Here is a 22,548-nt window from a genome sequence, read left to right as displayed (position 1 = left end):
CGCCGAATTCCGGCGGCGCAGCCGTTTCCGCCCTCGTACTTCCGGGGCAGCTTCCTTGGAGTGGCGTCCTTTTCGTCAGCCTCTTTCCCGAATGTATGGAGAAGGGTGTGACCCGGGCCACGTGTATTGCCCGTAACGCTTCGCGTCACAGCGCGATGACTCAAGAGGTGAAGCCGAGGAGGGAATACGGCACCCGGAGCCGGTGCTCGTACAGGCGCTGTATTCCTCCACAGCTCAGCCCGCGCCGTCGGTTCATCCCCGCCGTCGGTTTGCCGTTTCCATCGTTCCGAGAGGTTGTTCGTGTCGGCCAGCACATCCCGTACGCTCCCCGCGGAGATCGCCGAATCCGAATCTGTGGTGGCGCTCATCGAGCGGGGAAAGGCTGAGGGGCAGATCGGCGGCGACGACGTGCGTCGGGCCTTCGAAGCTGACCAGATTCCGCCAACCCAGTGGAAGAACGTACTGCGCAGCCTCAACCAGATCCTCGACGAGGAGGGTGTGACGCTGATGGTGAGTGCCGCAGAGGCCCCCAAGCGCACCCGTAAGAGCGTCGCGGCCAAGACCCCCGCCAAGCGCACAGCCACGAAGACGGTCCCCGCCAGGACCGCAACCGCCAAGAAGACGAGCACGAAGACGGCCCCGGCGCCCGTCGAGGCCGACGCCGCAGAGGTGGACGAAGCCCCCGCGGTGGAGGCCGTCGAGGCCGCGGCCGCAGAGGTCGCCGCCGAGCCGGTCAAGAAGGCCGCCGCCAAGAAGACAGCGGCGAAGAAGACGGTCAAGAAGGCCACGGCGAAGAAGGCGGCCGCGCCCAAGAAGACCGCCGCGAAGAAGTCGGTCGTCGACGAGATCCTCGAGGACGCGGACGAACCGGCCGAGGAGGCCCCGGCCAAGCCCGCGAATAAGCCGGGCGCGGACGACGGTCCCACGGCCGAGGTGAAGAACGAGAACGAGGGCTTCGTTCTCTCCGACGACGACGAGGACGACGCACCTGCCCAGCAGGTCGCCGCCGCCGGCGCCACCGCCGACCCCGTCAAGGACTACCTCAAGCAGATCGGCAAGGTCCCCCTCCTCAACGCCGAGCAGGAGGTGGAGCTCGCCAAGCGGATCGAGGCCGGCCTCTTCGCCGAGGACAAGCTCGCCGCTGCGGACAAGCTGGCACCCAAGCTCAAACGCGAGCTGGAGATCATCGCCGAGGACGGCCGCCGCGCGAAGAACCATCTGCTGGAGGCCAACCTCCGTCTCGTCGTCTCCCTGGCCAAGCGCTACACCGGCCGCGGCATGCTCTTCCTGGACCTGATCCAGGAGGGCAACCTCGGTCTCATCCGCGCCGTCGAGAAGTTCGACTACACCAAGGGCTACAAGTTCTCGACGTACGCGACCTGGTGGATCCGTCAGGCCATCACGCGCGCGATGGCCGACCAGGCACGCACCATCCGCATCCCGGTGCACATGGTCGAGGTCATCAACAAACTCGCCCGTGTCCAGCGTCAGATGCTCCAGGACCTCGGCCGCGAGCCCTCCCCGGAGGAGCTGGCCAAGGAGCTGGACATGACGCCGGAGAAGGTCGTCGAGGTACAGAAGTACGGGCGTGAGCCGATCTCGCTGCACACGCCCCTCGGTGAGGACGGCGACAGCGAATTCGGCGACCTCATCGAGGACTCGGAGGCGGTCGTCCCCGCGGACGCGGTCAGCTTCACGCTTCTCCAGGAGCAGTTGCACTCGGTCCTCGACACCCTCAGCGAGCGCGAGGCGGGCGTCGTCTCGATGCGCTTCGGCCTGACGGACGGTCAGCCCAAGACCCTCGACGAGATCGGCAAGGTCTACGGCGTCACGCGTGAGCGGATCCGCCAGATCGAGTCGAAGACGATGTCGAAGCTCCGCCACCCCTCCCGTTCCCAGGTTCTGCGCGACTACCTGGACTGACGGCGGCGGCGCGGCACAAGACAGCACAGAGCGCGTACGGCAGGGGCCGGTGACCTTACCAACGGTCACCGGCCCCTGCCGTGGGCGGGCGCTGTCTCCCCGGGATGCGGAGTTGCTCCGTCCGGATCACTCTTGATGGTCCGGCAGGCCGTCCCCGAGGCCGACATCGCCAGGAGGCTGTATGCGTCCGCTGCGAGTACTCCCGCTGCCCTCGCTCATATCCGCGCTGCTCGGCACTCTCGTCGCGCTCGGGCTCGTCCTCGTGCCCGGCGTTCCGGCCTCGCAGGCCGCGGCCAAGGACCGGGCCGTGGTGGGCGGCCGTTCCGTGGACGCCGCCGAGCATCCGTGGGTGGTGGCCCTCACCAGCCGCGACCGCTTCGGGGACGCGCGCTCGGGCCAGTTCTGCGGAGGGGCGCTGGTCGGCACCCGTACGGTGATCACCGCGGCGCACTGCCTGACCCGGGAGGTCCTCGGCGTCGACCACGGCGAGGTCGACGACCTGCACGTGATATCCGGGCGGAACGATCTCGACTCCCGCACCGGCCACGAGGTCGAGGTGCGCGAGAAGTGGATCAACCCCGGCTACGACAGCGGGACGAACGCCGGCGACATCGCCGTCCTCACCCTCGACAAGTCCCTGCCCCAGAGCTCCACGATCCCGATGGCCGCCGACGGCGACCCCGGCTACGACCGCGGCGCCACCGCCCAGGTCTACGGCTGGGGCGACAGCAGCGGAAACGGCGACTACGCCGCCAGCCTGCGGGCGGCGGATGTGAACATGCTGGCCGACCCCGACTGCGCCCGCGCCTATCCCAGCGACGCGGAGGGCGCCTTCGACAAGGACTCCATGGTGTGCGCGGGGGTCGAACAGGGCGGCCGTGACGCCTGCCAGGGGGACAGCGGCGGGCCGCTGGTCGCGAACGGCAGACTCGTGGGACTGGTGTCCTGGGGCGCGGGCTGCGGCGAGGAGGGACGGCCGGGCGTCTACACCCGGGTCTCGGCCATGGCAGGACTCGTGCGGGAGCACATCGCATGACCGTGGGTGAGGCTCCAGTGAATTGTTCGCTGAGAGCAGAAGCGCTCGGACAGGCCCGGAGCCGTCACGGCGAAGAACTCCGGCGGCCCGGTCCCGTCGGCAGGACACGGAAGGGCGGCCACCCGGTGTCTCCGGATGACCGCCCTCCGAATCCCGGCCTTCTGCCGGTCCGAGCTCGTCGGTTCGGGACGTCTTGTCAGGTCAGGCCGCTCACTGCTCCGCCGATTCGTTGTTGGCGGGAGCGGTGAGCTTCTCCGTCTCGTCCTGTATCTCCGCGGCGATCTTCTTGAGCTCCGGCTCGAACTTACGCCCGTGGTGTGCGCAGAACAGCAGCTCTCCACCGCTGAGCAGTACGACGCGCAGGTATGCCTGAGCGTTGCAGCGGTCGCAGCGATCGGCGGCCGTCAACGGAGTCGCGGGGGTCAGAACAGTAGTCACGTCGCCTCTTCTCTAGCTCGACGAGCTGTCGTACCAGGGTCAACATCCAACCAGGCCGAAAACGTTCCCGCTCTCGACCATTCCTCGAAGATTTCTCCCGAGGAACGGCTGCATGTTGCCGGGTGGCGGCGAATGAGCCGTATTACGTGGATTGCTTCGTGGTGGTGGTGCTTGGTTGCTGTTGTCCAGTTGTTTGTCTCTGCTGTGTTCCCGTGTTGAAGGGGACGTGCCCGGAGCCTAAATGGTTCATGCGCCAAAGGGAACGTGATGTGTGCGTCACCCCATCGTGTTATCGAACGTACGAACGACCATGGGCTAGCATGGATCCCTTCCTGGGTGGCGCGGCACGCCCTGTCCTGCAGTCTCGGTACCCTCTGACGCGGCAACCAGCCACCACAAGCAGAATTCAGCGAGGAGCGAACCGCGTGACCGCCGACTCTTCCCTGGCCTCCAGCAGGGGGAACACCAAGCCGTCCACCGCGCTGCTCGCCGGCGCGGACCGGGACGGCGGCACGAACTACACCGCGCGGCACCTGCTCGTCCTGGAGGGGCTCGAAGCGGTGCGCAAGCGCCCCGGCATGTACATCGGCTCCACCGACAGCCGGGGCCTCATGCACTGCCTGTGGGAGATCATCGACAACTCCGTCGACGAGGCCCTGGGCGGGCACTGCGACCGCATCGAGGTCGTCCTGTACGAGGACGGCTCCGTCGAGGTCACCGACAACGGCCGCGGAATCCCGGTCGACGTCGAGCCCAAGACCGGTCTGTCCGGCGTCGAGGTCGTGATGACGAAGCTGCACGCGGGCGGCAAGTTCGGCGGTGGCTCCTACGCGGCCTCCGGCGGTCTGCACGGCGTGGGCGCCTCCGTCGTCAACGCGCTCTCCTCCCGCCTCGACATCGAGGTGGACCGCGGCAGCCGTACGCACTCCATCAGCTTCCGTCGCGGCGTGCCCGGGATCTTCACCGAGTCCGGGCCGGACGCGCCGTTCGATCCCGCGAGCGGTCTGCGCAAGGGCAAGAAGCTGCCGAAGAACCGCACCGGTACGCGCGTGCGCTACTGGGCGGACCGGCAGATCTTCCTCAAGGACGCCCGGCTCTCGCTGGAGACCCTGCACGGCCGCGCCCGGCAGACCGCCTTCCTCGTCCCCGGGCTGACGCTCGTCGTACGGGACGAGCGGGGGCTGGACGGGCAGGAGGTCTCCGAGGAGGTCTTCCGGTACGACGGCGGCATCAGCGAGTTCTGCGAGTACCTCGCGCAGGACAAGCCCGTGAGCGACGTGCTGCGGCTCCAGGGGAAGGGCCAGTTCAAGGAGACCGTGCCGGTCCTCGACGACCGCGGCCACATGATCCCCACCGAGGTCCAGCGTGAGCTGGGCGTCGACATCGCGCTGCGCTGGGGGACGGGCTACGACACCACGCTGAAGTCCTTCGTCAACATCATCGCGACGCCCAAGGGCGGCACCCACGTCGCGGGCTTCGAGCGCTCCGTGGCCAAGACCGTCAACGAGGCGCTGCGCTCCACGAAGATCCTCCGCGTCGCCGAGGACGACGTCGCGAAGGACGACGCGATGGAGGGCCTCACGGCGGTGGTGACCGTACGGCTGGCCGAGCCGCAGTTCGAGGGGCAGACGAAGGAGGTGCTGGGCACCTCGGCGGCCTCCCGGATCGTGGCGCAGGTCGTGGCCAAGGAGCTCAAGACCTTCCTCACCTCGACCAAGCGCGACGCCAAGCAGCAGGCGCGGGCCGTGCTGGAGAAGATCGCCGCCGCCGCCCGTACGCGTATCGCCGCCCGGCAGCACAAGGAGGCGCAGCGGCGCAAGACTGCACTCGAATCGTCCTCGCTGCCCGCCAAGCTGGCCGATTGCCGTAGCGACGACGTCGACCGCAGCGAGCTGTTCATCGTCGAGGGGGACTCGGCGCTGGGCACCGCGAAGCTGGCACGCAACTCCGAGTTCCAGGCGCTGCTGCCGATCCGGGGCAAGATCCTCAACGTCCAGAAGTCCTCGGTGGCGGACATGCTCAAGAACGCCGAGTGCGGCTCGATCATCCAGGTGATAGGAGCGGGGTCCGGGCGGACCTTCGATATCGACCAGGCCCGCTACGGCAAGGTCATCTTCCTCGCCGACGCCGACGTGGACGGCGCGCACATCCGGATCCTGCTGCTCACGCTCTTCCAGCGCTACATGCGGCCGATGGTCGAGGAGGGGCGCATCTTCTCCGCCGTACCGCCGCTGCACCGGATCGAGCTGGTCAACCCCAGGAAGGGGCAGGAGAAGTACATCTACACGTACTCCGACAACGAGCTGCGGCAGACGCTTCTGGAGCTGGAGCGCACCAACGTGCGCTACAAGGACTCGATCCAGCGCTACAAGGGTCTGGGCGAGATGGACGCGGGGCAGCTCGCGGAGACCACGATGGATCCGCGCCACCGCACGCTGCGCCGGATCAACATCAGCGATCTGGAGGCGGCGGAGGCGGCGTTCGACCTGCTGATGGGGAGCGAGGTGGCGCCGCGCAGGGAGTTCATCAGCTCGTCCGCGGCGACGCTGGACCGCTCCCGTATCGACGTCTGAGGAGCGCCGTACCAGCAAGTCACCTGATGGGGTGAAGAGTCCGGGATGCCCCGTCCGGGGTCTGCCGGGTCTGTCCATCCTTGGGCATGCGCACTGACGATCCCTGGTACGACGCCCTGGCCTCCGGGCCGGGCGAGCACGATCCACCGCCGTCGGGCACGACGGCGACGGCGCTGCCGGCTCCGGCTGCGGTGACCGCACCGTCCGCCGCGTCGTTTGCCGCCGGCCCTGCCGCCGTCCCCGCCGACGGTGCGGACGCGCACGCGGCCGTCTATCTCGCGGTGCAGCGCAGCGACTCCTTCCAGCAAGTGCGCAGGCGCTACCGGCGCTTCGTGCTGCCGGTGAGCGTGGCGTTCCTCGTCTGGTATCTCGCGTACGTCGTCGCCGCGACCGCGGCGCCGGGGCTGATGGCCCGTCCGCTCGCGGGGGTCTTCAACGTCGCGATGGCCGCCGGTCTCGCGCAGTTCGCCAGCACCTTCCTGGTGACGTGGGCGTACGTACGGCACGCGCGGCTGCGGCGGGACGCGCTCGCGCTCGAACTGCGCTGGGAGACACAGGAGATGACGCGCCTGCGTGCCGGTGCCGCCGCGTCCCCCGCCGTCCGGGAGAGGGTGTCTTGAGCGACCGACATCAGACGCTGACGCTGGTGCTCTTCAGCGCCGTCATCGCCGTGACGCTCGCCATCACGAGCTGGGCGAGCCGCAGACGGCGGGGGTCGCCGGAGGAGTTCTACGCGGGCGGGCGGCTCTTCAGCCCGATGGAGAACGGATTCGCCATCGCCGGCGACTACATGTCGGCCGCCTCGTTCCTCGGGATCTCCGGGGTCATCGCGCTGTACGGCTACGACGGCATGCTCTACGCGGTGGGCTTCCTCGTGGCCTGGCTGGTCGTCCTGCTGCTCGTGGCCGAACTGGTGCGCAACTGCGGGCGGTTCACGCTGGCGGACGTCGTCACCGCGCGGCTGCGCGAGCGGCCCGTACGGATCGCCTCGGGGATCTCGTCCGTGACCGTCTCCGTGCTCTATCTCGTCGCGCAGATGGTCGGCGCGGGCAGCCTCGTCGCGCTGCTGCTCGGCGGCGAGAGCGGGGCGGCGCGTTCGTGGACGGTGATCGGGGTCGGGGCGCTCATGGTCGTCTATGTCTCGTGCGGCGGGATGCGGGCCACGACGTGGATTCAAATCGTGAAGGCAGTGCTGCTGTTGGGCGGGGCCGTCACGCTGACCGTGCTGGTGCTGCTGCGCTTTGGGGGCGATCTCGGGGCGCTGCTGGGCGCGGCGGCCGAACGCAGCGGCCACGGGCGGGACTTCCTCGCTCCGGGACTGCGCTACGGCGGCGAGTGGACGCACCGGCTGGACTTCGTCAGCCTCGGGCTCGCGCTCGTCCTGGGCACGGCGGGGCTGCCGCACATCCTCTCGCGCTTCTACACCGTGCCGACGGCCCGTGCCGCCCGGCGTTCGGTCGTGTGGTCGATCGGGCTGATCGGCGCCTTCTATCTGATGACGATCGTTCTCGGCTTCGGTGCCGCGGCGCTGCTCGGCGGGGGCGCGGTGCGCACGTCCGACCCGGCGGGGAACACGGCGGTGCCGCTGCTGTCACTGGAGTTGGGCGGGGGAGCGGGGTCGACGGGCGGTTCCGTGCTGTTCGCCGTGGTGGCGGCCGTCGCGTTCGCGACGATCCTCGCCGTCGTCGCGGGGATCACGCTCGCCTCGTCAGCGGCCGTCGCACACGATCTGTACGCGTCGCTGAGCCGGCGCGGTACGCGGGGCGAGGTGGGCGTCGCACGCGTCGCGGCCGTCGGGGTGGGCGCCGCGGCGATCGGACTGGGGCTGCTCGCGCAGCATCTCAACGTCGCGTTCCTGGTGGGGCTGGCCTTCGCGGTGGCCGCGGCGGCGAATCTGCCGGTGCTGCTGTACGCGCTGTTCTGGCGCCGCTTCACCACCAAGGGGGCGGTGTGGGCGGTGTACGGCGGACTGGTGCCGGCGATCGTCCTGGTGGTGTTCTCGCCCGTCGTCTCGGGCGGTCCGGGGGCGCTCTTCCCCCAAGTCGACTTCGCCGTCTTCCCGTTGGAGAACCCGGGGCTGGTCGCGATTCCGCTGGCGTTCTTCTTCGGCTGGCTCGGGACGGTCACATCACGGGAGATCGCCGACGAGGCCAAGTACGCGGAGACGGAGGTGCGTTCGCTCACGGGGGCGGGTGCGGTGTGACGGCGTGCTGCGCCGGGTCGGCCGAACGCCCGCGCGTACGCCGGGAGTCGGGGGAGGGCGGACGTGCCGCGTCCGTTCTCCCCGGCCGAACGCCGCGCTGTGGTGCGGACATGTGGTGAAGAGTTAAGTCCAGACCATTGACATCGGTGTCGACCCGTCGAAGATTGTCTTCAAGAGATGACGGCACGCCCATCGATGTGCTGCCGCCCTTCGCCGTGGGGTGAACTTCTGCTCGCCGCACAGCGGTTCACCGGGCGCGGCTCGTCCCTCGGACTGCCGGAGCGCGACCCGGCCGTCCCACACGGCCGGACCTCCTGGACCGCCCACGCGGTCCCTCCCCACAGGAAGGCACCGCTCGATGAGACAGCGCACTTACCTGGTCGCGGGGCTGTTCGCCGCCGCGGCCCTCGCCACGACGCCCCTGCTGACGTCCGCCGCGAACGCCGACCCGTCCGCCCCCGCCGCCGAACGCTCCGCCAAGGCCGCGGAGTTCACGGACGACTTCGACGGCCCGGAGGGCAGCGCCGTCGACAGCTCGAAGTGGAAGCTGGAGACCGGCGACAACGAGAGCAACCACGAGCGCCAGTACTACACCTCCGGCACGGACAACGCGGCGCTGGACGGGAACGGCAACCTCGTCATCACGGCGAAGAAGGAGAACCCGGGCGACTACGACTGCTGGTACGGCAAGTGCGAGTACACCTCGGCACGTCTGAACACCGCCAGCACCTTCAAGACCACCTACGGCCACGCCGAGGCCCGGATCAAGATGAGCCAGGGCAAGGGCATGTGGCCCGCCTTCTGGATGCTGGGTGAGGACATCGGCAGCGCGGGCTGGCCCGACTGCGGAGAGATCGACGTCATGGAGAACGTCGGCAACGAACCGGGCACCGTGCACGGCACCATCCACGGTCCGGGCTACTCCGGCGGCGAGGGCATCGGCGCCGACTACTCGCTCCCGGACGGGCAGAAGTTCGCGGACGACTTCCACACCTTCGCCGTCGACTGGTCGCCGGAGAAGATCACATGGTCGGTGGACGGCAACGAGTTCCAGACGCGTACGCCCTCCGACCTGGGCGGCGACAAGTGGGTCTTCGACCACCCCTTCTACATGATCCTCAACCTCGCGGTCGGCGGTGACTGGCCCGGCGACCCCGACGGCGGCACGACCTTCCCGAATCAGCTCGTCGTCGACTACGTGAAGGTGACCGGCGGCAACTGACGCCCCGGTCCTGCCGGTACGCGCACAGCGGCTCCGTAACCCGTGCCCCGCATCCCGGGGGCCACGGACCGTCCGGGCCGGTTCGCCGGGTGCCGGTCCGGACGCGGCTCCGGCGCGCTCATCCTGACGAGCGCGCCGGATGCAGCGCCTGCGGCAGTACGACGGTGAACTCGGCGCCGCCGCCCGCCGCTTGACCCACCCGCACCGAGCCGCCGTGGCGTTCCGCGAGCCGTCGTACGAGGGCCAGGCCCAGACCGCGCCGGCGGTGTGGCGGCGGGGTCTTGGTGGACCAGCCCTCGGCGAAGACCAGTTCGCGCTTGTCGCCGTCGATGCCGGGGCCGCTGTCGGCGACGGTGAGGACGAGACAGGTGCCGGGGGCGGCGCGGGCGCCGGCGGTGGTGACGTCGGCGGCCGGCTCCGGCGTGGTTGCGCCGTCCGTTCCGCTTGCCGTCCGTGTCGGCACCGGTTCGGATGTGGTCGGGGGCGGCTCTGGCGACGATGCCTCCGCTTCCGCTTCCTCACCGTCCTGCGTCCGCAGCCGCACCTCCACCCACGCGCCCTTCGAACCCGCCGCCGCGTCCAGCGCGTTGTCGACGAGGTTGCCCAGCACGGTGGCGAGTTCGCGCGGATCCACCAGCCGGTCGGGAAGCCTCGTACCGTCGGTGAGCCGCAGGGCGACGCCGCGTTCGGCGGCGACCGTCGCCTTGCCCACCAGCAGCGCGGCCAGCAGCGGATCCTCGACGCGTTCCGCGATCTGCTCCGCCGTCGCCCGGTGCACCCCGACGGTCTCGCGGAGATAGGCCGCCGCCTCCTCGTGCTGCCCGAGCTGGAGCAGGCCCAGCAGCAGATGCATCCGGTTGGCGTGCTCGTGGTCCTGGGCGCGCAGGGCGTCGATCAGGCCGCGGGAGCCGTCGAGTTCGCGTCCGAGCAGCTCCAGTTCCGTACGGTCGCGGAAGGTGGCCACCGCGCCGCCGTCGGCCGTGGGCATGCGGTTGGCGACGAGCACCCTGCCGCCGCTGACGGTGAGCAGATCGGTGCCGGTGACCTCGCCGCACAGCACGTCCGCCGTACGGCCGGGACCCAGCACCTCGGCCAGCGGGCGGCCGGTGTCCTCGGGGCGCAGCTCCAGCAGCCGCTGTGCCTCGTCGTTCACGAGCCGGATCCTGCCGTCCGCGTCGAGGGCGACGACGCCTTCGCGGATGCCGTGCAGCATCGCCTCCCGCTCGTCCAGGAGCGAGGAGATGTCGGAGAACGCCAGGTCGTGGGTGCGTCGTTGGAGCCTGCGGGAGACGAGCACGGAGGCGAGCACTCCGGCGGCGAGGGCGCCGCCCGCGTACGCGAGCAGTTCGGGGACCGCGCCGAGGAACTTCTCCCGTACGCCCTCGTAGGCGATGCCGACGGACACCGCACCGATCACCTCGCCGCGTCCGTCGCGCAGCGGCACCTTGCCGCGGGCGGAGCGGCCCAGGGTGCCTTCGTCGATATGGCGTACCTCGTGCCCGGCGAGGGCGGCGCTGGGGTCGGTGGAGACATGCGCTCCGACGCGGCGCGGTTCGGGATGCGACCAGCGCACGCCGTCGGTGTCCATGATCACGACATAGCCCGCGCCGGTGGCCTTGCGAATCCGTTCCGCTTCCCGCTGTACGGGGCCGCGCGCGGACGGGCCGGGCCCGTCCGTGAGCCGGGCCGCGAGCCCCGGCCGGGCGGCGGTGGTCTGGGCGATGGCCAGGGCGCGGTCCATCGCGCGGCCGTCCAGCTCCTCGCTGAGCGGTGCCAGGAAGAGTCCGGTGACCAGGGCGATGACACCCGTGGCGATCGCGAGCTGCATGAGCAGCACCTGTGCGAAGACACGTTGCGGCCAGCGCGGGCGGCCCAGCGACGCGGGCAGCAGCCGGCGCCCGGGCGGGGAGCCGGACGGCGGCCCGGGCGCGGACGCGGCGCTGCTCGCGGCACGGTTCACAGCGGTGCTCGCAGCGGTGGACGGAACGGTCACGGGGACCTCGGAGCGTGTGCGGGATGCGAGCGGCGTGGTCGCCCGCCCGCGACGGTGCCGCGACCGTAACCCTCCGGGGGAGCTGTGCGCTGTGACGTGCGGCATCGCCGCTACGATCGGCAGCCGTCCGACTCCGCACATCTCGTCCCCCACCCCGGCCGCACACCCGGTCGCACACAGGGGCCCCCGCACCGGCCCTCGCGAACCCCTCGTACAACCCCAGGAGAAGCACTCGTGGCACCACCGCGGCGCGTACCGGTCATCGTCCTCGCGGGCTTCCTCGGCTCCGGCAAGACGACCCTGCTCAACTATCTGCTGCGGCACAGCGGCGGGACCCGCATCGGCGCGATCGTCAACGACTTCGGCAGCATCGAGATCGACGCCATGACCGTGGCCGGCCAGGTCGACTCGATGGTTCCGCTCGGCGACGGCTGTCTGTGCTGCGCCGTGGACACCGACGACATGGACGAGGCGCTGGACCGGCTCGCCCGTCCGTCGGCCGGGATGGACGTGATCATCGTGGAGGCCAGCGGCCTGGCCGAACCCGAGACCGTGATCCGCATGATCCTCGCCTCCGGGAGCGAACACACCGTCTACGGAGGGCTCGTGGAGGTCGTGGACGGGGCGGAGTTCGAGAACGTACGCGCCCGCCATCCCGAACTGGAGCGCCATGTACGGGCGGCCGACCTCGTCGTGCTCGGCAAGGCGGACCGGGCGGGGGAGACGGAGCTGCGGAGGCTGCGCGGGAGGCTGGAGCAACTCGCCCCGGGCAGGCCGGTGGTGACCGCTTCGCACGGGCGGATCGATCCCGCGCTGCTCTTCGACCCCGTGCATCGGCCGCGCCCCGCCGTCGAGCAGCTCTCGTTCGACGCGCTGCTACGGGACGAGGCGGAGGACGGGGACGAGGACGGCGCGGAGGGCGCGGAGGATCACTCCGGGCATCTCCACGCGGCGTACGAGAGCGTCGAGTTCACCTCGGCGAGGCCGCTGGACCCGCGGCGCTTCCTGGACTTCCTCGACGGCCGTCCGCCCGGGCTCTACCGGATCAAGGGCTTCGTCGACTTCGGCCCCGCCGACCCCGTCAACACCTACGCCGTGCACGCCGTCGGCGCCTTTCTGCGCTTCGCGCCCTCCCGGCGCCGCGCGGACGAGGAGCCCCTGACCCAGCTCGTCCTGATCGGCTCGGGGACGGACGCGGAGGCGCTGCGCAAGGAGTTGGCCGCATGCGCCCACGATGCGACAGGTACGGACGGCCCGCCCCGTCCCGAGGCGATGTGGGGCGTGCTGCGCTACGTCGAACCGCCCGCCGACGAACCCGCCGACGCGTCCGAGGACCCGGACCACGACAGGGACCAGAACGGGGCCCCGGACGCCGGGGAGCCCTCCGAAGTGCCCGTCGACGAGCCGGACTTCGGCTGACGGCGGGCCTCCCCGGAGCCCGCCGCACGTCCCGTCCGTACGTCCGTACGCCGGCCTGGCCCGGCCAGGGCCCGTCCTACACGGGCCCCGCGACGACCGCGACCGGCTTCTTCAACGGCACCCCGGAGCCGTCCCTGCGCGGGTCCGGCTCCGGAAGCTCCGCCGGTGTGCCGTTCGCCGCTGCGGCCTTCGCCGGGGTCGGGCCCGCCCACGCCATCGTCAGCATGTCCTCGCCCTTGAGGAACCGCTGGCACCGTACGCCGCCGGTCGCGCGCCCCTTCCTGGGGAACTGGTCGAACGGCGTGAGCTTGGCCGTACTGATCGAGTCGTCCAGCGTGCCGTGCGATCCGGAGAGCGTGAAGACCACCGCGTCCACGGCGGGATCGACGGCGGTGAAGGAGATCACCTTCGCCTCGTCGCCCAGCTTGACGCCGGCCATGCCGCCCGCCGCGCGTCCCTGCGGCCTGACCTGGCTCGCCGCATAGCGCAGCAACTGCGCCTCGTCGGTGATGAAGACCAAGTCCTCCTCGCCCGTGCGCAGTTCGGCGGCGCCCACGACGCGGTCGCCCTCGCGCAGCGAGATGACCTCCAACTCCTCCTTGTGCGACGGGTAGTCGGGCACGACGCGCTTCACCACGCCCTGCTCCGTGCCCAGTGCCAGGCCCGGCGACGACTCGTCCAGTGTGGTCAGACAGACCACGCGCTCGTCGTCCTCCAGCGTCAGGAACTCCGAAAGCTGCGCGCCGCCCGCGAGGTTGGGCACCGGCGGCGACTCGGGAAGCTGCGGCAGATCGACGACCGTCAGCCGCAGCAGCCGCCCCGCCGAGGTGACGACGCCGGTCTCGCCCCGTGTCGTCGCGGGCACGGCGGAGACGATCACGTCGTGCTTGGTGCGCTTGGCCTCCTGGTCGAAGACCGGCTCGCCGTTGGCCGTACGGGCCAGCAGCCCCGTCGAGGACAGCAGCACGCGGCACGGGTCGTCTGCGACCTCCAGCGGAACGGCCGCGACCGGTGCCCCGGCCGACTCCAGCAGCTCCGTACGGCGCGGTGTGGCGTACTTCTTGGCGACCTGGCCCAGTTCGGTGGAGACCAGCTTGCGCAGCTCCGCGTCGGACTCGAGGATGCGCGTCAGCTCCTCGATCTCCGCGCGCAGCCGGTCCCGTTCACTCTCCAGCTCGATGCGGTCGAACTTGGTCAGACGGCGCAGCGGGGTGTCCAGGATGTACTGCGTCTGCACGTCGCTGAGGCCGAAGCGCGCGATGAGCGACTCCTTGGCCTGCGCGGCGTTCTCACTGGAGCGGATGATCCGGATGACCTCGTCGATGTCGACGAGCGCCACCAGCAGACCTTCGACGAGGTGCAGCCTGTCGCGCCGCTTGCCGCGCCGGTACTCGCTGCGCCTGCGTACCACCGTGAACCGGTGGTCGACATAGACCTCCAGCAGCTCCTTCAGACCCAGCGTCAGCGGCTGGCCGTCCACCAGGGCCACGTTGTTGATGCCGAAGGACTCCTCCATCGGCGTCAGCTTGTAGAGCTGCTCCAGGACGGCTTCGGGGTTGAAGCCGTTCTTCACCTCGATCACCAGACGCAGCCCGTGCGCACGGTCGGTGAGGTCCTTCACATCCGAAATGCCCTGGAGGCGCTTGGAGTTGACCAGATCCTTGATCTTGGAGATGACCTTCTCCGGGCCGACGGTGAACGGCAGCTCCGTGACGACCAGGCCCTTGCGGCGCGGCGTGACCTGCTCGACGGTGACCGTCGCGCGCATCTTGAAGGTGCCGCGGCCGCGTGCGTAGGCGTCCCGGATGCCGTCCATGCCGACGATCCGGCCGCCCGTGGGCAGGTCCGGGCCCGGCACATGGCGCATCAGCGTCTCCAGGTCCGCGCCCGGATGCTTGATCAAGTGCCGGGCGGCGGCGATGACTTCGCCCAGGTTGTGCGGCGGCATGTTCGTCGCCATGCCGACGGCGATGCCGGACGAGCCGTTCACCAGCAGGTTCGGATACGCGGCGGGGAGGCTGACCGGCTCCTGCTCGCTGCCGTCGTAGTTGGCGGCGAAGTCGACCGTCTCCTCGTCGATCGACTCGACCATCAGGCCCGCGGCGGGCGCCGCACGGCACTCGGTGTACCGCATGGCGGCGGGCGGGTCGTCGTTGCCCAGCGAGCCGAAGTTGCCGTGTCCGTCGACGAGCGGCAGACGCATGCTGAACGGCTGGGCCATGCGCACCAGGGCGTCGTAGATCGCCGAGTCGCCGTGCGGGTGCAGCTTGCCCATCACCTCGCCCACGACGCGGGCGCACTTGACGTGGCTGCGGTCGGGACGCAGGCCCATCTCGTGCATCTGGTACAGGATGCGCCGCTGTACGGGCTTCATGCCGTCCCGCGCGTCGGGCAGCGCCCGCGAGTAGATGACCGAGTAGGCGTACTCCAGGAAGGAGCCCTGCATCTCGTCGACGACGTCGATGTCGAGGATGCGCTCCTCGAAATCGTCCGGCTGTGTCTTCGTACTGCGGGGGGCCATCGCGGCTGCGGCTCCTTCGTTGCGTGCCGTCCGGGCGGCGCGCGGCGAGGCGCCCGTCCGGTGCGGAGGCGGGTCGTGACGCGGACCATTGTGGACCGCGGATCTGACAACCGGTTCCCCGACCCGGCGGTCGGGGGCCCTCGTTGTGCGCCGCCACCGCCGCCCGTACGGCGAACGGCACGGTACAACGGCACGCTACGAGGCCGGTTCAGAGGCGTACGGTACGGGAACTTCGCACGCGCTCGGGTCGGTTGCATAGGGTGACAGGACCGCTTGCGCACGTATACGCAATGGACGCGATCGAAGGGACTCCATGCCCATGGGTCACACTGCCACGCCCCCGCCGGCCACCGGCGGGCTGACAGCGACGGAGCACCGACTGGCCAACGGCCTGCGTGTGGTGCTCTCCGAGGACCACCTCACCCCGGTCGCGGCGGTCTGTCTCTGGTACGACGTCGGCTCACGTCACGAGGTCGCGGGCCGCACCGGCCTCGCCCACCTCTTCGAGCATCTGATGTTCCAGGGCTCCGCACAGGTGCAGGGCAACGGCCACTTCGAACTGGTGCAGGGAGCCGGCGGTTCGCTGAACGGCTCCACCAGCTTCGAGCGTACGAACTACTACGAGACCATGCCCGCCCACGAGTTGGAGCTCGCGCTCTGGCTGGAGGCGGACCGCATGGGCTCGCTGCTGACGGCCCTGGACGACGAGTCCATGGAGAACCAGCGGGACGTGGTCAAGAACGAGCGCCGCCAGCGCTACGACAACGTGCCCTACGGCACCGCGTTCGAGAAGCTGACGGCCATGGCCTACCCGGAGGGCCACCCGTACCACCACACGCCCATCGGCTCGATGGCCGACCTGGACGCCGCCTCCCTGGAGGACGCACGGGAGTTCTTCCGTACGTACTACGCGCCGAACAACGCGGTGCTGACGGTCGTCGGCGACATCGACCCGGACGCGACGCTGGGCTGGATCGAGAAGTACTTCGGCTCGATCCCCGGCCACGACGGCAAGAAGCCCCCGCGCGACGGCACCCTGCCCGAGACCATCGGCGGGCAGAAGCGCGTGGTCGTCGAAGAGGAGGTGCCCTCACGGGCGTTGATGGCCGCCTACCGGCTGCCGCACGACGGCACCCGTGAGTGCGACGCCGCGGACCTGGCGTTGACGGCGCTCGGCGGCGGCGAGTCCTCGCGCCTCAACAAGCGCCTGGTGCGCCGCGACCGGCTCGCCGTCGGCGCCGGGTTCGGGCTGCTGCGGCTGGCCGGTGCGCCCTCGCTGGGCTGGCTGGACGTCAAGGCGTCCGCGGGCGTCGAGGTCGCGCAGATCGAGGAGGCCGTCGACGACGAGCTGCGGCGCTTCGCCGAGGAGGGCCCCACCTCGGAGGAAATGGAGCGCGCACAGGCCCAGTTGGAGCGCGAGTGGCTCGACCGGCTCGCCACCGTGGGCGGCCGCGCCGACGAACTGTGCCGCTACGCCGTGCTGTTCGGCGACCCGCAGCTTGCGCTGACCGCCGTGCAGCGGGTGCTGGAGGTCACCGCCGAGGAGGTACGGCAGGTGGCCGCGGCACGGCTGCGTCCGGACAACCGTGCGGTGCTCGTCTACGAGCCCACCGAGGCCGCCGAGCAGGCCGACGACGAGAACGACGACACCGAGGAGCCCGGCCAGTGAGCGACGCGAATCAGCAGACCGCTGCGGCAGGCACGTCCGAGGCGCAGGGGACGCGGATGGAGTTCCATCCGCAGCCGCGCGGTGGGCAGCCCAAGCCCTGGGCCTTCCCCGCGCCGGAGCGCGGTGAGCTGGGCAACGGGCTGACGGTGCTGCGCTGCCACCGCCCCGGCCAGCAGATCGTCGCCGTCGACGTCACCCTCCGGGCGCCGCTGGACGCCGAGCCGGCCGGGCTCGACGGCGTCGCGACGATCATGGCGCGCGCCCTGTCCGAGGGCACCGACAAGCTCGACGCGGAGGAGTTCGCCGACGAACTGGAGGCGTGCGGCGCCTCGTTGGACGCCTACGCCGACCACGCCGCCGTCCGTGTCTCGCTGGAGGTCCCCGCCTCCCGGCTGCCCAAGGCGCTCGGGCTGCTCGCGGACGCGCTGCGCGCCCCCGCCTTCCCGGAGAGCGAGATCGAACGTCTCGTCGGCAACCGTCTGGACGAGATCCCGCACGAGCTGGCCAACCCGACCCGGCGCGCCGCCAAGGAGCTCGCGAAGGAGCTGTATCCGGCCTCCGCGCGGATGTCCCGGCCGCGGCAGGGCACCGAGGAGACGGTCGCCCGCATCGACGCCCCCGCCGTCCGCGCCTTCTACGACGCGCACGTACGGCCCGCCACGGCCACCGCCGTCGTCGTGGGCGACCTCGAGGGCGTCGACCTGGACGCCGCGCTCGCCGACACCCTCGGCGCCTGGACGGGTTCCACGGCGCAGCCGCGCGCCGCCGCTCCCATCACCGCCGACGACACGGGCCGTGTGGTCGTCGTCGACCGGCCGGGCGCCGTGCAGACGCAGTTGCTGATCGGCCGCATCGGTCCCGACCGGCACGACCGGGTGTGGCCGGCGCAGGTGCTCGGCACGTACTGCCTCGGCGGCACCCTCACCTCGCGGCTCGACAAGGTGCTGCGCGAGGAGAAGGGCTACACCTACGGGGTGCGCGCCTTCGGGCAGGTCCTGCGCTCCAGCGCCGAGGGCACCGGCGCGGCGCTGCTGGCCGTCTCCGGCTCGGTCGCCACGGACGTCACCGGGCCCGCGCTGGCCGATCTGTGGCAGGTGCTGCGCACGCTGGCCGCCGACGGGCTCACGGACGAGGAGCGCGACGTCGCCGTGCAGAACCTGGTGGGCGTCGCACCGCTGAAGTACGAGACGGCATCCGCCGTCGCCGACACCCTCGCCGAACAGGTCGAGCAGGAGCTGCCCGACGACTACCAGGCCCGTGTCTACGCCGAGTTGGCCCGTACGGGCACGGTCGAGGCGACGGCCGCGGTCGTCGGCGCCTTCCCGCCGGACCGGCTGGTCACGGTGCTCGTCGGCGACGCCTCCCAGATCGCCGACCCCGTACGGGAGTTGGGGATCGGCGAGGTCAAGGTGGTGACGGGCGGCTGACATCGGCGCCGCCCGCCCGGTGCGCCGGAGCGGCGGCAGGCCCCGACAGGGCGTCCGGCGGCCCCGGTTCACGTGCGGCGTGTACCGGGGCCGCCGTCTGTCCGGCGGGCGCGGATGCCCGTACGGGCCCGCGAACGGAGCGGCCGTCGGGCGCCCTTATGTCCGGAACGACCGTAGTGCCCCGGTCAGTTGTGTGGGGTACGCGACAAATCAAGGCTTTGGTTTGGCCGTCGGCAGATGTCCCGTTTAGCGTCGATCCGGCCGATCGTCAGAAGTGACCGCACCCGCGGCCGACGTTCGCCATCGCCGAGTCTCCCGTACGACGACGTACGCACGGAGAGCCGGGGGCTCTTCCCTCGCCGCGCGCACAGCGCGCACAGAGGGTCCCCTCCCAGTACGTACCGGGGACGGTACGCGCAGGAGAGGGGGTGGGGTGAATCGGTCCGCCACCGCAGCGGACCGTAGGAGACCTTCCTGCTCCGAACCGACTGGGGGCCCCTCCCGCCGGATCCGCAGCTTGCTGCCGGATCCCGCCGGATTCCCGCCGCACCGCCGGGAGTTCGCCGCCCCGCGCGGCGTCCCGCGCCGTGCCGCGCGGATCCGCGCGAGGGAGGCAGACCCGGTAGGCGAGAAGGAGGGAAAGGAGCCACGCCGCCCCATGGCGTTCATCCGTGCCACCGGGACGCACCGCCGTCCCCGTCCCATCAGCAGACGTGCCAAGGCCGCGGGCATAGCGAGCCTGACCGTCGGCGTCGTCGGATCGCTCGCGAGCCCCGCCCTTGCCGGAACGGGCCAGCAGCCGCGCGCGGCGAGCGGTTCGGCCGAGAAGAGCGAGGCCGAGGCCGCCGGGACCGCCGCCGAGCACACCCACGGCGGCACGTCCGCCCTTGCGGCCTCCGCGGACGGCGGCCGTGAGAGCCGCCCTGTCACCGGTCTGACCCACGCCGTCGGCTTCGGCGACTCGATCGCCGACACCGTCGCCGACCAGGCCCGCCTTCAGCAGGCCGCCGCCGCGCGGACGAAGGCCGCGGACGAGGCCGAGCGCAAGGCCGCCGCCGCGAAGGCGGAGCGGGAGCGCGAGGCGAAGGAGAAGAAGGAGCGGGCGGCGCGGGCCGCCGAGCGCGCGAAGCTCAACGCCTATGTCGCGCCGGTCGAGGACCCCTCGCTGTCCACGCCGTACCAGAGCTCCGGCGGACTGTGGTCCTCCGGCAGCCACACCGGTGTCGACTTCCAGGCCGCGCAGGGCACCGAGGTGCGTTCCGTGGCGGCGGGCGAGGTCGTCGAGGCCGGCTACGACGGCTCCTTCGGCAACAGCATCGTGATCAAGCACCGCGACGGCACCTACACCCAGTACGGACATCTGTCCTCGATCGGTGTCTCGGCCGGGCAGAGCGTGACGTCGGGCCAGCGGCTCGGACTGTCCGGTTCCACCGGCAACACCACGGGTCCGCACCTGCACTTCGAGGCCCGTACGGACGCCGACTACGGCTCCGACATGGACCCGGTCTCCTATCTGCGCAAGCACGGCGTGAGCCTCTGAGCCCGCGGCGCACAGCGCACGCGAAAGCCCCCGGCCGCGCAACGGCGGCCGGGGGCCCGTGTGTTCGGTGCCGGTGTCGGTGCCGTCCCGGGCAGGGCCCGGGGTCCCGGCAGCGCGGTCAGACCGTCTCGGGCAGTTCCTCCAGGCCCTCGGAGACGAGAGCGGCGAGCCGCTCCAGCGCTTCCTCCGCGTCCACCGCGTCCGAGGCCAGCACGATCTCCTCGCCGGCCTCCGCGCCCAGACCGAGGACGCCGAGCATGGACGCCGCGTTGACCGGAGTGCCGTCGTCGCCCTTCTTGACCGTGACGGGGACGCCGGCCGCAGCCGCCGCGCGGCAGAAGATCGAGGCGGGACGGGCGTGCAGACCCTCGGCCCACCCGACGGTGACGCGGCGCTCTACCATGGTTGTTGCCCTCCGAGTCGTGCTTTCCGGCAGGGAACAAGTCTCGCATGCCGCCCGCGAATGACGGCCGCACCCCCGTGACGTGCACTGTCGGACGCCGAGGGGCGACGTCGGGAATCCCTGTCTCTCCCGCGGCCTTACCCTGATTCCCATGCGTACCCCTCGGGAGCGTGCGTATCCGGCGCACTGGGAGGCCGACGTGGTGCTCCGCGACGGAGGCACCGCTCTGATCAGGCCCATCACGCCCGACGACGCGGAGCGGCTCGTCGACTTCTACGAGCGCGTGTCCGACGAGTCGAAGTACTACCGCTTCTTCGCCCCCTACCCGCGGCTGTCCGACCGCGACGTGCGCCGCTTCACGCACCACGACTACGTCGACCGGGTGGGCCTCGCGGCCACCATCGGCGGGGAGTTCATCGCCACCGTCCGCTACGACCGCGTGGACGGCGACGGACGGTCGGCCGCCACCTCCGCCGACGCCTCCGCCCAAGGCGGCTCCGCACAGGCCGAGGTCGCCTTCCTCGTACGCGACGACCAGCAGGGGCGCGGCGTCGCCTCCGCCCTGCTCGAACACATTGCGGCGGTGGCCCGCGAGCGCGGCATCGGCCGCTTCATCGCCGAAGTGCTCCCCGCCAACAGCAAGATGATCAAGGTGTTCACGGACGCCGGGTACTCGCAGCACCGCAGCTTCGAGGACGGCTCGGTCCATCTCACCTTCGACCTGGAGCCCACCGAGCGCTCCCTCGCCGTGATGCGCGCACGCGAACAGCGCGCCGAGGGCCGCTCGGTGCGGCGGCTGCTCGCCCCCGGCACGGTCGCCGTGATCGGTGCGAGCCGCTCGCCGCGCGGCGCCGGACGCCGGGTCCTGGAGAGCCTGCGCAGCGGCGGCTTCACGGGGACGGTGTACGCGGTCAACCGCGAGCTGCCCGAGGGGGAGAGCGAGCTGGGCGGAGTGCCCGCGTACCGCGCGGTGCGGGATGTGCCCGAGCACATCGACCTGGCCGTCGTGGCCGTACCGGCGGACCAGGTGCACGCCCTGGCCCGTGAGTGCGGAGAGGCCGGCGTCCTCGGACTCGTCGTGCTCACCGCCGACTTCAGCCGTGACGAGCAGCGCGAACTCGTCCGGCTCGCCCGCTCCTACGGCACCCGTGTGATCGGTCCGAACGCCTTCGGGCTGATGAACACCGCCCCCGACGTACGGCTCAACGCCACGCTCTCCACCGAGATGCCGCGCCGCGGCCGGGTCGGTCTCTTCACGCAGTCCGGCGCGATCGGCATCGCCCTGCTCGCGGGACTGCACCAGCGCGGCATCGGACTCGCCGGCTTCGTCTCCGCGGGCAACCGGGCCGACGTCTCCGGCAACGACGTGCTCCAGCACTGGGACGACGATCCCGACACGGACGTCGCGCTGCTCTACCTCGAATCCATCGGCAATCCGCGGAAGTTCACCCGCATCGCGCGGCGCATCGCCGCCCGTAAGCCCGTCGTCGTGGTCAAGGGCGCGCGGCACAGCGGCAGCGCGCCGCCCTCCGGACACGCCGCGCCCGTCTCCCGTACGCCCGCGGCGACCGTGACGGCGCTGCTGCGGCAGGCCGGGGTGGTGATGGTCGAGACCGTCACCGAACTCCTCGACGCGGGCGCCCTGTTGGTCTCCCAGCCGCTGCCGGCCGGGCCGCGCACGGCGATCCTCGGGAACGCCGAGTCCCTCGGGCTGCTGTCGTACGACGCGGCGCTCGCCGGTGAGCTGCGTCCGCAGCCCGTACGCGACCTCGGCACCGACGCGACGCCCGAGGAGTACCGGCAGGCGCTGGCCGAGGCGCTGGCGGACCCGGAGACGGACGCGGTCGTCGTCACCGTCATCCCCTGGGTCGGCGAGACGCCCGCGGCGGAGCTGGCGGAGGCGCTGCGCGCGGCCTCCGAGGGGACCCGGAAGCCCGTCACCGTCGTGGAGCTGGCGATCGAGGGCCTGGGGGAGGCGCTCGCCGAGCGCGGCATCCCCGCGTATCCGGCTCCCGAGCGTGCCGTACGCGCGCTCTCCGAGGCCACGCGGTACGCGCGCTGGCGGCGCGAGGCCGAACACCCGGGCCGCGTACCGGAGTTCGAGGCGGACGAGGCGCGGGCCTCGGCGCTGCTGGAGCGCGCGGCGGCGGACGCGGCCGCTGCCGCCGACCAGGAACCGGG

Annotated in this window: 15 protein-coding genes; 11 read left to right on the top strand and 4 right to left on the bottom strand. The window is 71.2% G+C overall.

The genetic code is table 11. The features are described 5' to 3' along the window. Positions 1-300: 300 nt before the first annotated feature. Together AN218_RS02570 and AN218_RS02565 are read left to right on the top strand one after the other, a co-directional pair. Positions 301-1,923: an RNA polymerase sigma factor gene (locus tag AN218_RS02570; protein WP_171908577.1), complete on the top strand. Its 1,623-nt coding sequence runs from the start codon at positions 301-303 to the stop codon at positions 1,921-1,923. A gap of 181 nt (positions 1,924-2,104) precedes the next feature. Beyond that, positions 2,105-2,959, top strand: coding sequence for a S1 family peptidase (locus AN218_RS02565; protein ID WP_079131749.1), 855 nt, complete (start codon positions 2,105-2,107; stop codon positions 2,957-2,959). Positions 2,960-3,169: 210 nt separating this feature from the next. Here AN218_RS02565 and AN218_RS02560 read toward each other — a convergent pair whose 3' ends face one another. Then, positions 3,170-3,397 (bottom strand): DUF7455 domain-containing protein, encoded by a 228-nt coding sequence (locus AN218_RS02560; protein ID WP_070014889.1) that lies wholly within the window; start codon positions 3,395-3,397, stop codon positions 3,170-3,172. 425 nt (positions 3,398-3,822) lie between these two features. Here AN218_RS02560 and AN218_RS02555 point away from each other — a divergent pair, with 425 nt between their 5' ends. The 4 genes from AN218_RS02555 to AN218_RS02540 all read left to right on the top strand — a co-directional run bounded on the left by AN218_RS02555 (position 3,823) and on the right by AN218_RS02540 (position 9,395). Next, the gene (locus tag AN218_RS02555) at positions 3,823-5,970 is read left to right on the top strand and encodes a DNA gyrase/topoisomerase IV subunit B (protein WP_070014887.1); all 2,148 of its coding nucleotides are present in this window, start codon (positions 3,823-3,825) and stop codon (positions 5,968-5,970) included. 86 nt (positions 5,971-6,056) lie between these two features. Continuing rightward, a complete protein-coding gene (locus AN218_RS02550) occupies positions 6,057-6,590 on the top strand; it encodes a DUF485 domain-containing protein (protein ID WP_070014894.1) in 534 nt (177 codons plus the stop codon). Further along, complete coding sequence (locus AN218_RS02545) at positions 6,587-8,173, top strand: solute symporter family protein (RefSeq protein WP_070014882.1); 1,587 nt, start codon at positions 6,587-6,589, stop codon at positions 8,171-8,173. Before AN218_RS02550 ends, AN218_RS02545 begins: the two co-directional genes overlap by 4 nt. A 358-nt stretch (positions 8,174-8,531) precedes the next feature. Next, entirely contained in the window at positions 8,532-9,395 is an 864-nt protein-coding gene (locus tag AN218_RS02540; protein ID WP_070014881.1) for a glycoside hydrolase family 16 protein, read from the top strand. 118 nt (positions 9,396-9,513) lie between these two features. On the opposite strand, the gene AN218_RS02535 is transcribed toward AN218_RS02540, so the two are convergent. Next, complete coding sequence (locus AN218_RS02535; protein ID WP_107421330.1) at positions 9,514-11,223, bottom strand: ATP-binding protein; 1,710 nt, start codon at positions 11,221-11,223, stop codon at positions 9,514-9,516. A 399-nt stretch (positions 11,224-11,622) separates the two neighbouring features. Here AN218_RS02535 and AN218_RS02530 point away from each other — a divergent pair, with 399 nt between their 5' ends. Beyond that, positions 11,623-12,807 (top strand): CobW family GTP-binding protein, encoded by a 1,185-nt coding sequence (locus AN218_RS02530; RefSeq protein WP_070014880.1) that lies wholly within the window; start codon positions 11,623-11,625, stop codon positions 12,805-12,807. Between the two features lie 76 nt (positions 12,808-12,883). Here AN218_RS02530 and AN218_RS02525 read toward each other — a convergent pair whose 3' ends face one another. Next, positions 12,884-15,328: a DNA gyrase/topoisomerase IV subunit A gene (locus tag AN218_RS02525; RefSeq protein ID WP_070014878.1), complete on the bottom strand. Its 2,445-nt coding sequence runs from the start codon at positions 15,326-15,328 to the stop codon at positions 12,884-12,886. A gap of 313 nt (positions 15,329-15,641) precedes the next feature. On the opposite strand from AN218_RS02525, the gene AN218_RS02520 reads away from it, so the two are divergent. The 3 genes from AN218_RS02520 (at position 15,642) to AN218_RS02510 (ending at position 19,964) form a co-directional block, all read left to right on the top strand. Then, positions 15,642-16,997, top strand: a complete 1,356-nt coding sequence (locus AN218_RS02520; RefSeq protein ID WP_079131748.1) for a M16 family metallopeptidase — start codon at positions 15,642-15,644, stop codon at positions 16,995-16,997. Between the two features lie 56 nt (positions 16,998-17,053). Further along, a complete protein-coding gene (locus AN218_RS02515) occupies positions 17,054-18,424 on the top strand; it encodes a M16 family metallopeptidase (protein ID WP_070014893.1) in 1,371 nt (456 codons plus the stop codon). A 658-nt stretch (positions 18,425-19,082) separates the two neighbouring features. Next, complete coding sequence (locus tag AN218_RS02510) at positions 19,083-19,964, top strand: M23 family metallopeptidase (RefSeq protein ID WP_070014874.1); 882 nt, start codon at positions 19,083-19,085, stop codon at positions 19,962-19,964. A gap of 118 nt (positions 19,965-20,082) precedes the next feature. Here the strand turns inward: AN218_RS02510 and AN218_RS02505 are convergent, their stop codons facing one another. Further along, positions 20,083-20,367 carry an HPr family phosphocarrier protein gene (locus tag AN218_RS02505; RefSeq protein ID WP_070014872.1) on the bottom strand — a complete coding sequence of 95 codons (285 nt, stop codon included), beginning with the start codon at positions 20,365-20,367 and terminating at the stop codon, positions 20,083-20,085. Between the two features lie 151 nt (positions 20,368-20,518). Between AN218_RS02505 and AN218_RS02500 the strand changes: the two genes are divergently transcribed. After that, positions 20,519-22,548, top strand: a 2,030-nt coding sequence (locus AN218_RS02500; protein ID WP_070014870.1) for a bifunctional acetate--CoA ligase family protein/GNAT family N-acetyltransferase, incomplete at its 3' end; no start/stop codon positions are given.

Origin of the sequence: Streptomyces nanshensis (genome assembly GCF_001751255.1) — a bacterium.
Lineage (GTDB): Bacteria > Actinomycetota > Actinomycetes > Streptomycetales > Streptomycetaceae > Streptomyces > Streptomyces nanshensis_A.
Note: the sequence above shows the minus strand (reverse complement) of the source record. Positions and strands in the feature narration are given on the sequence as shown.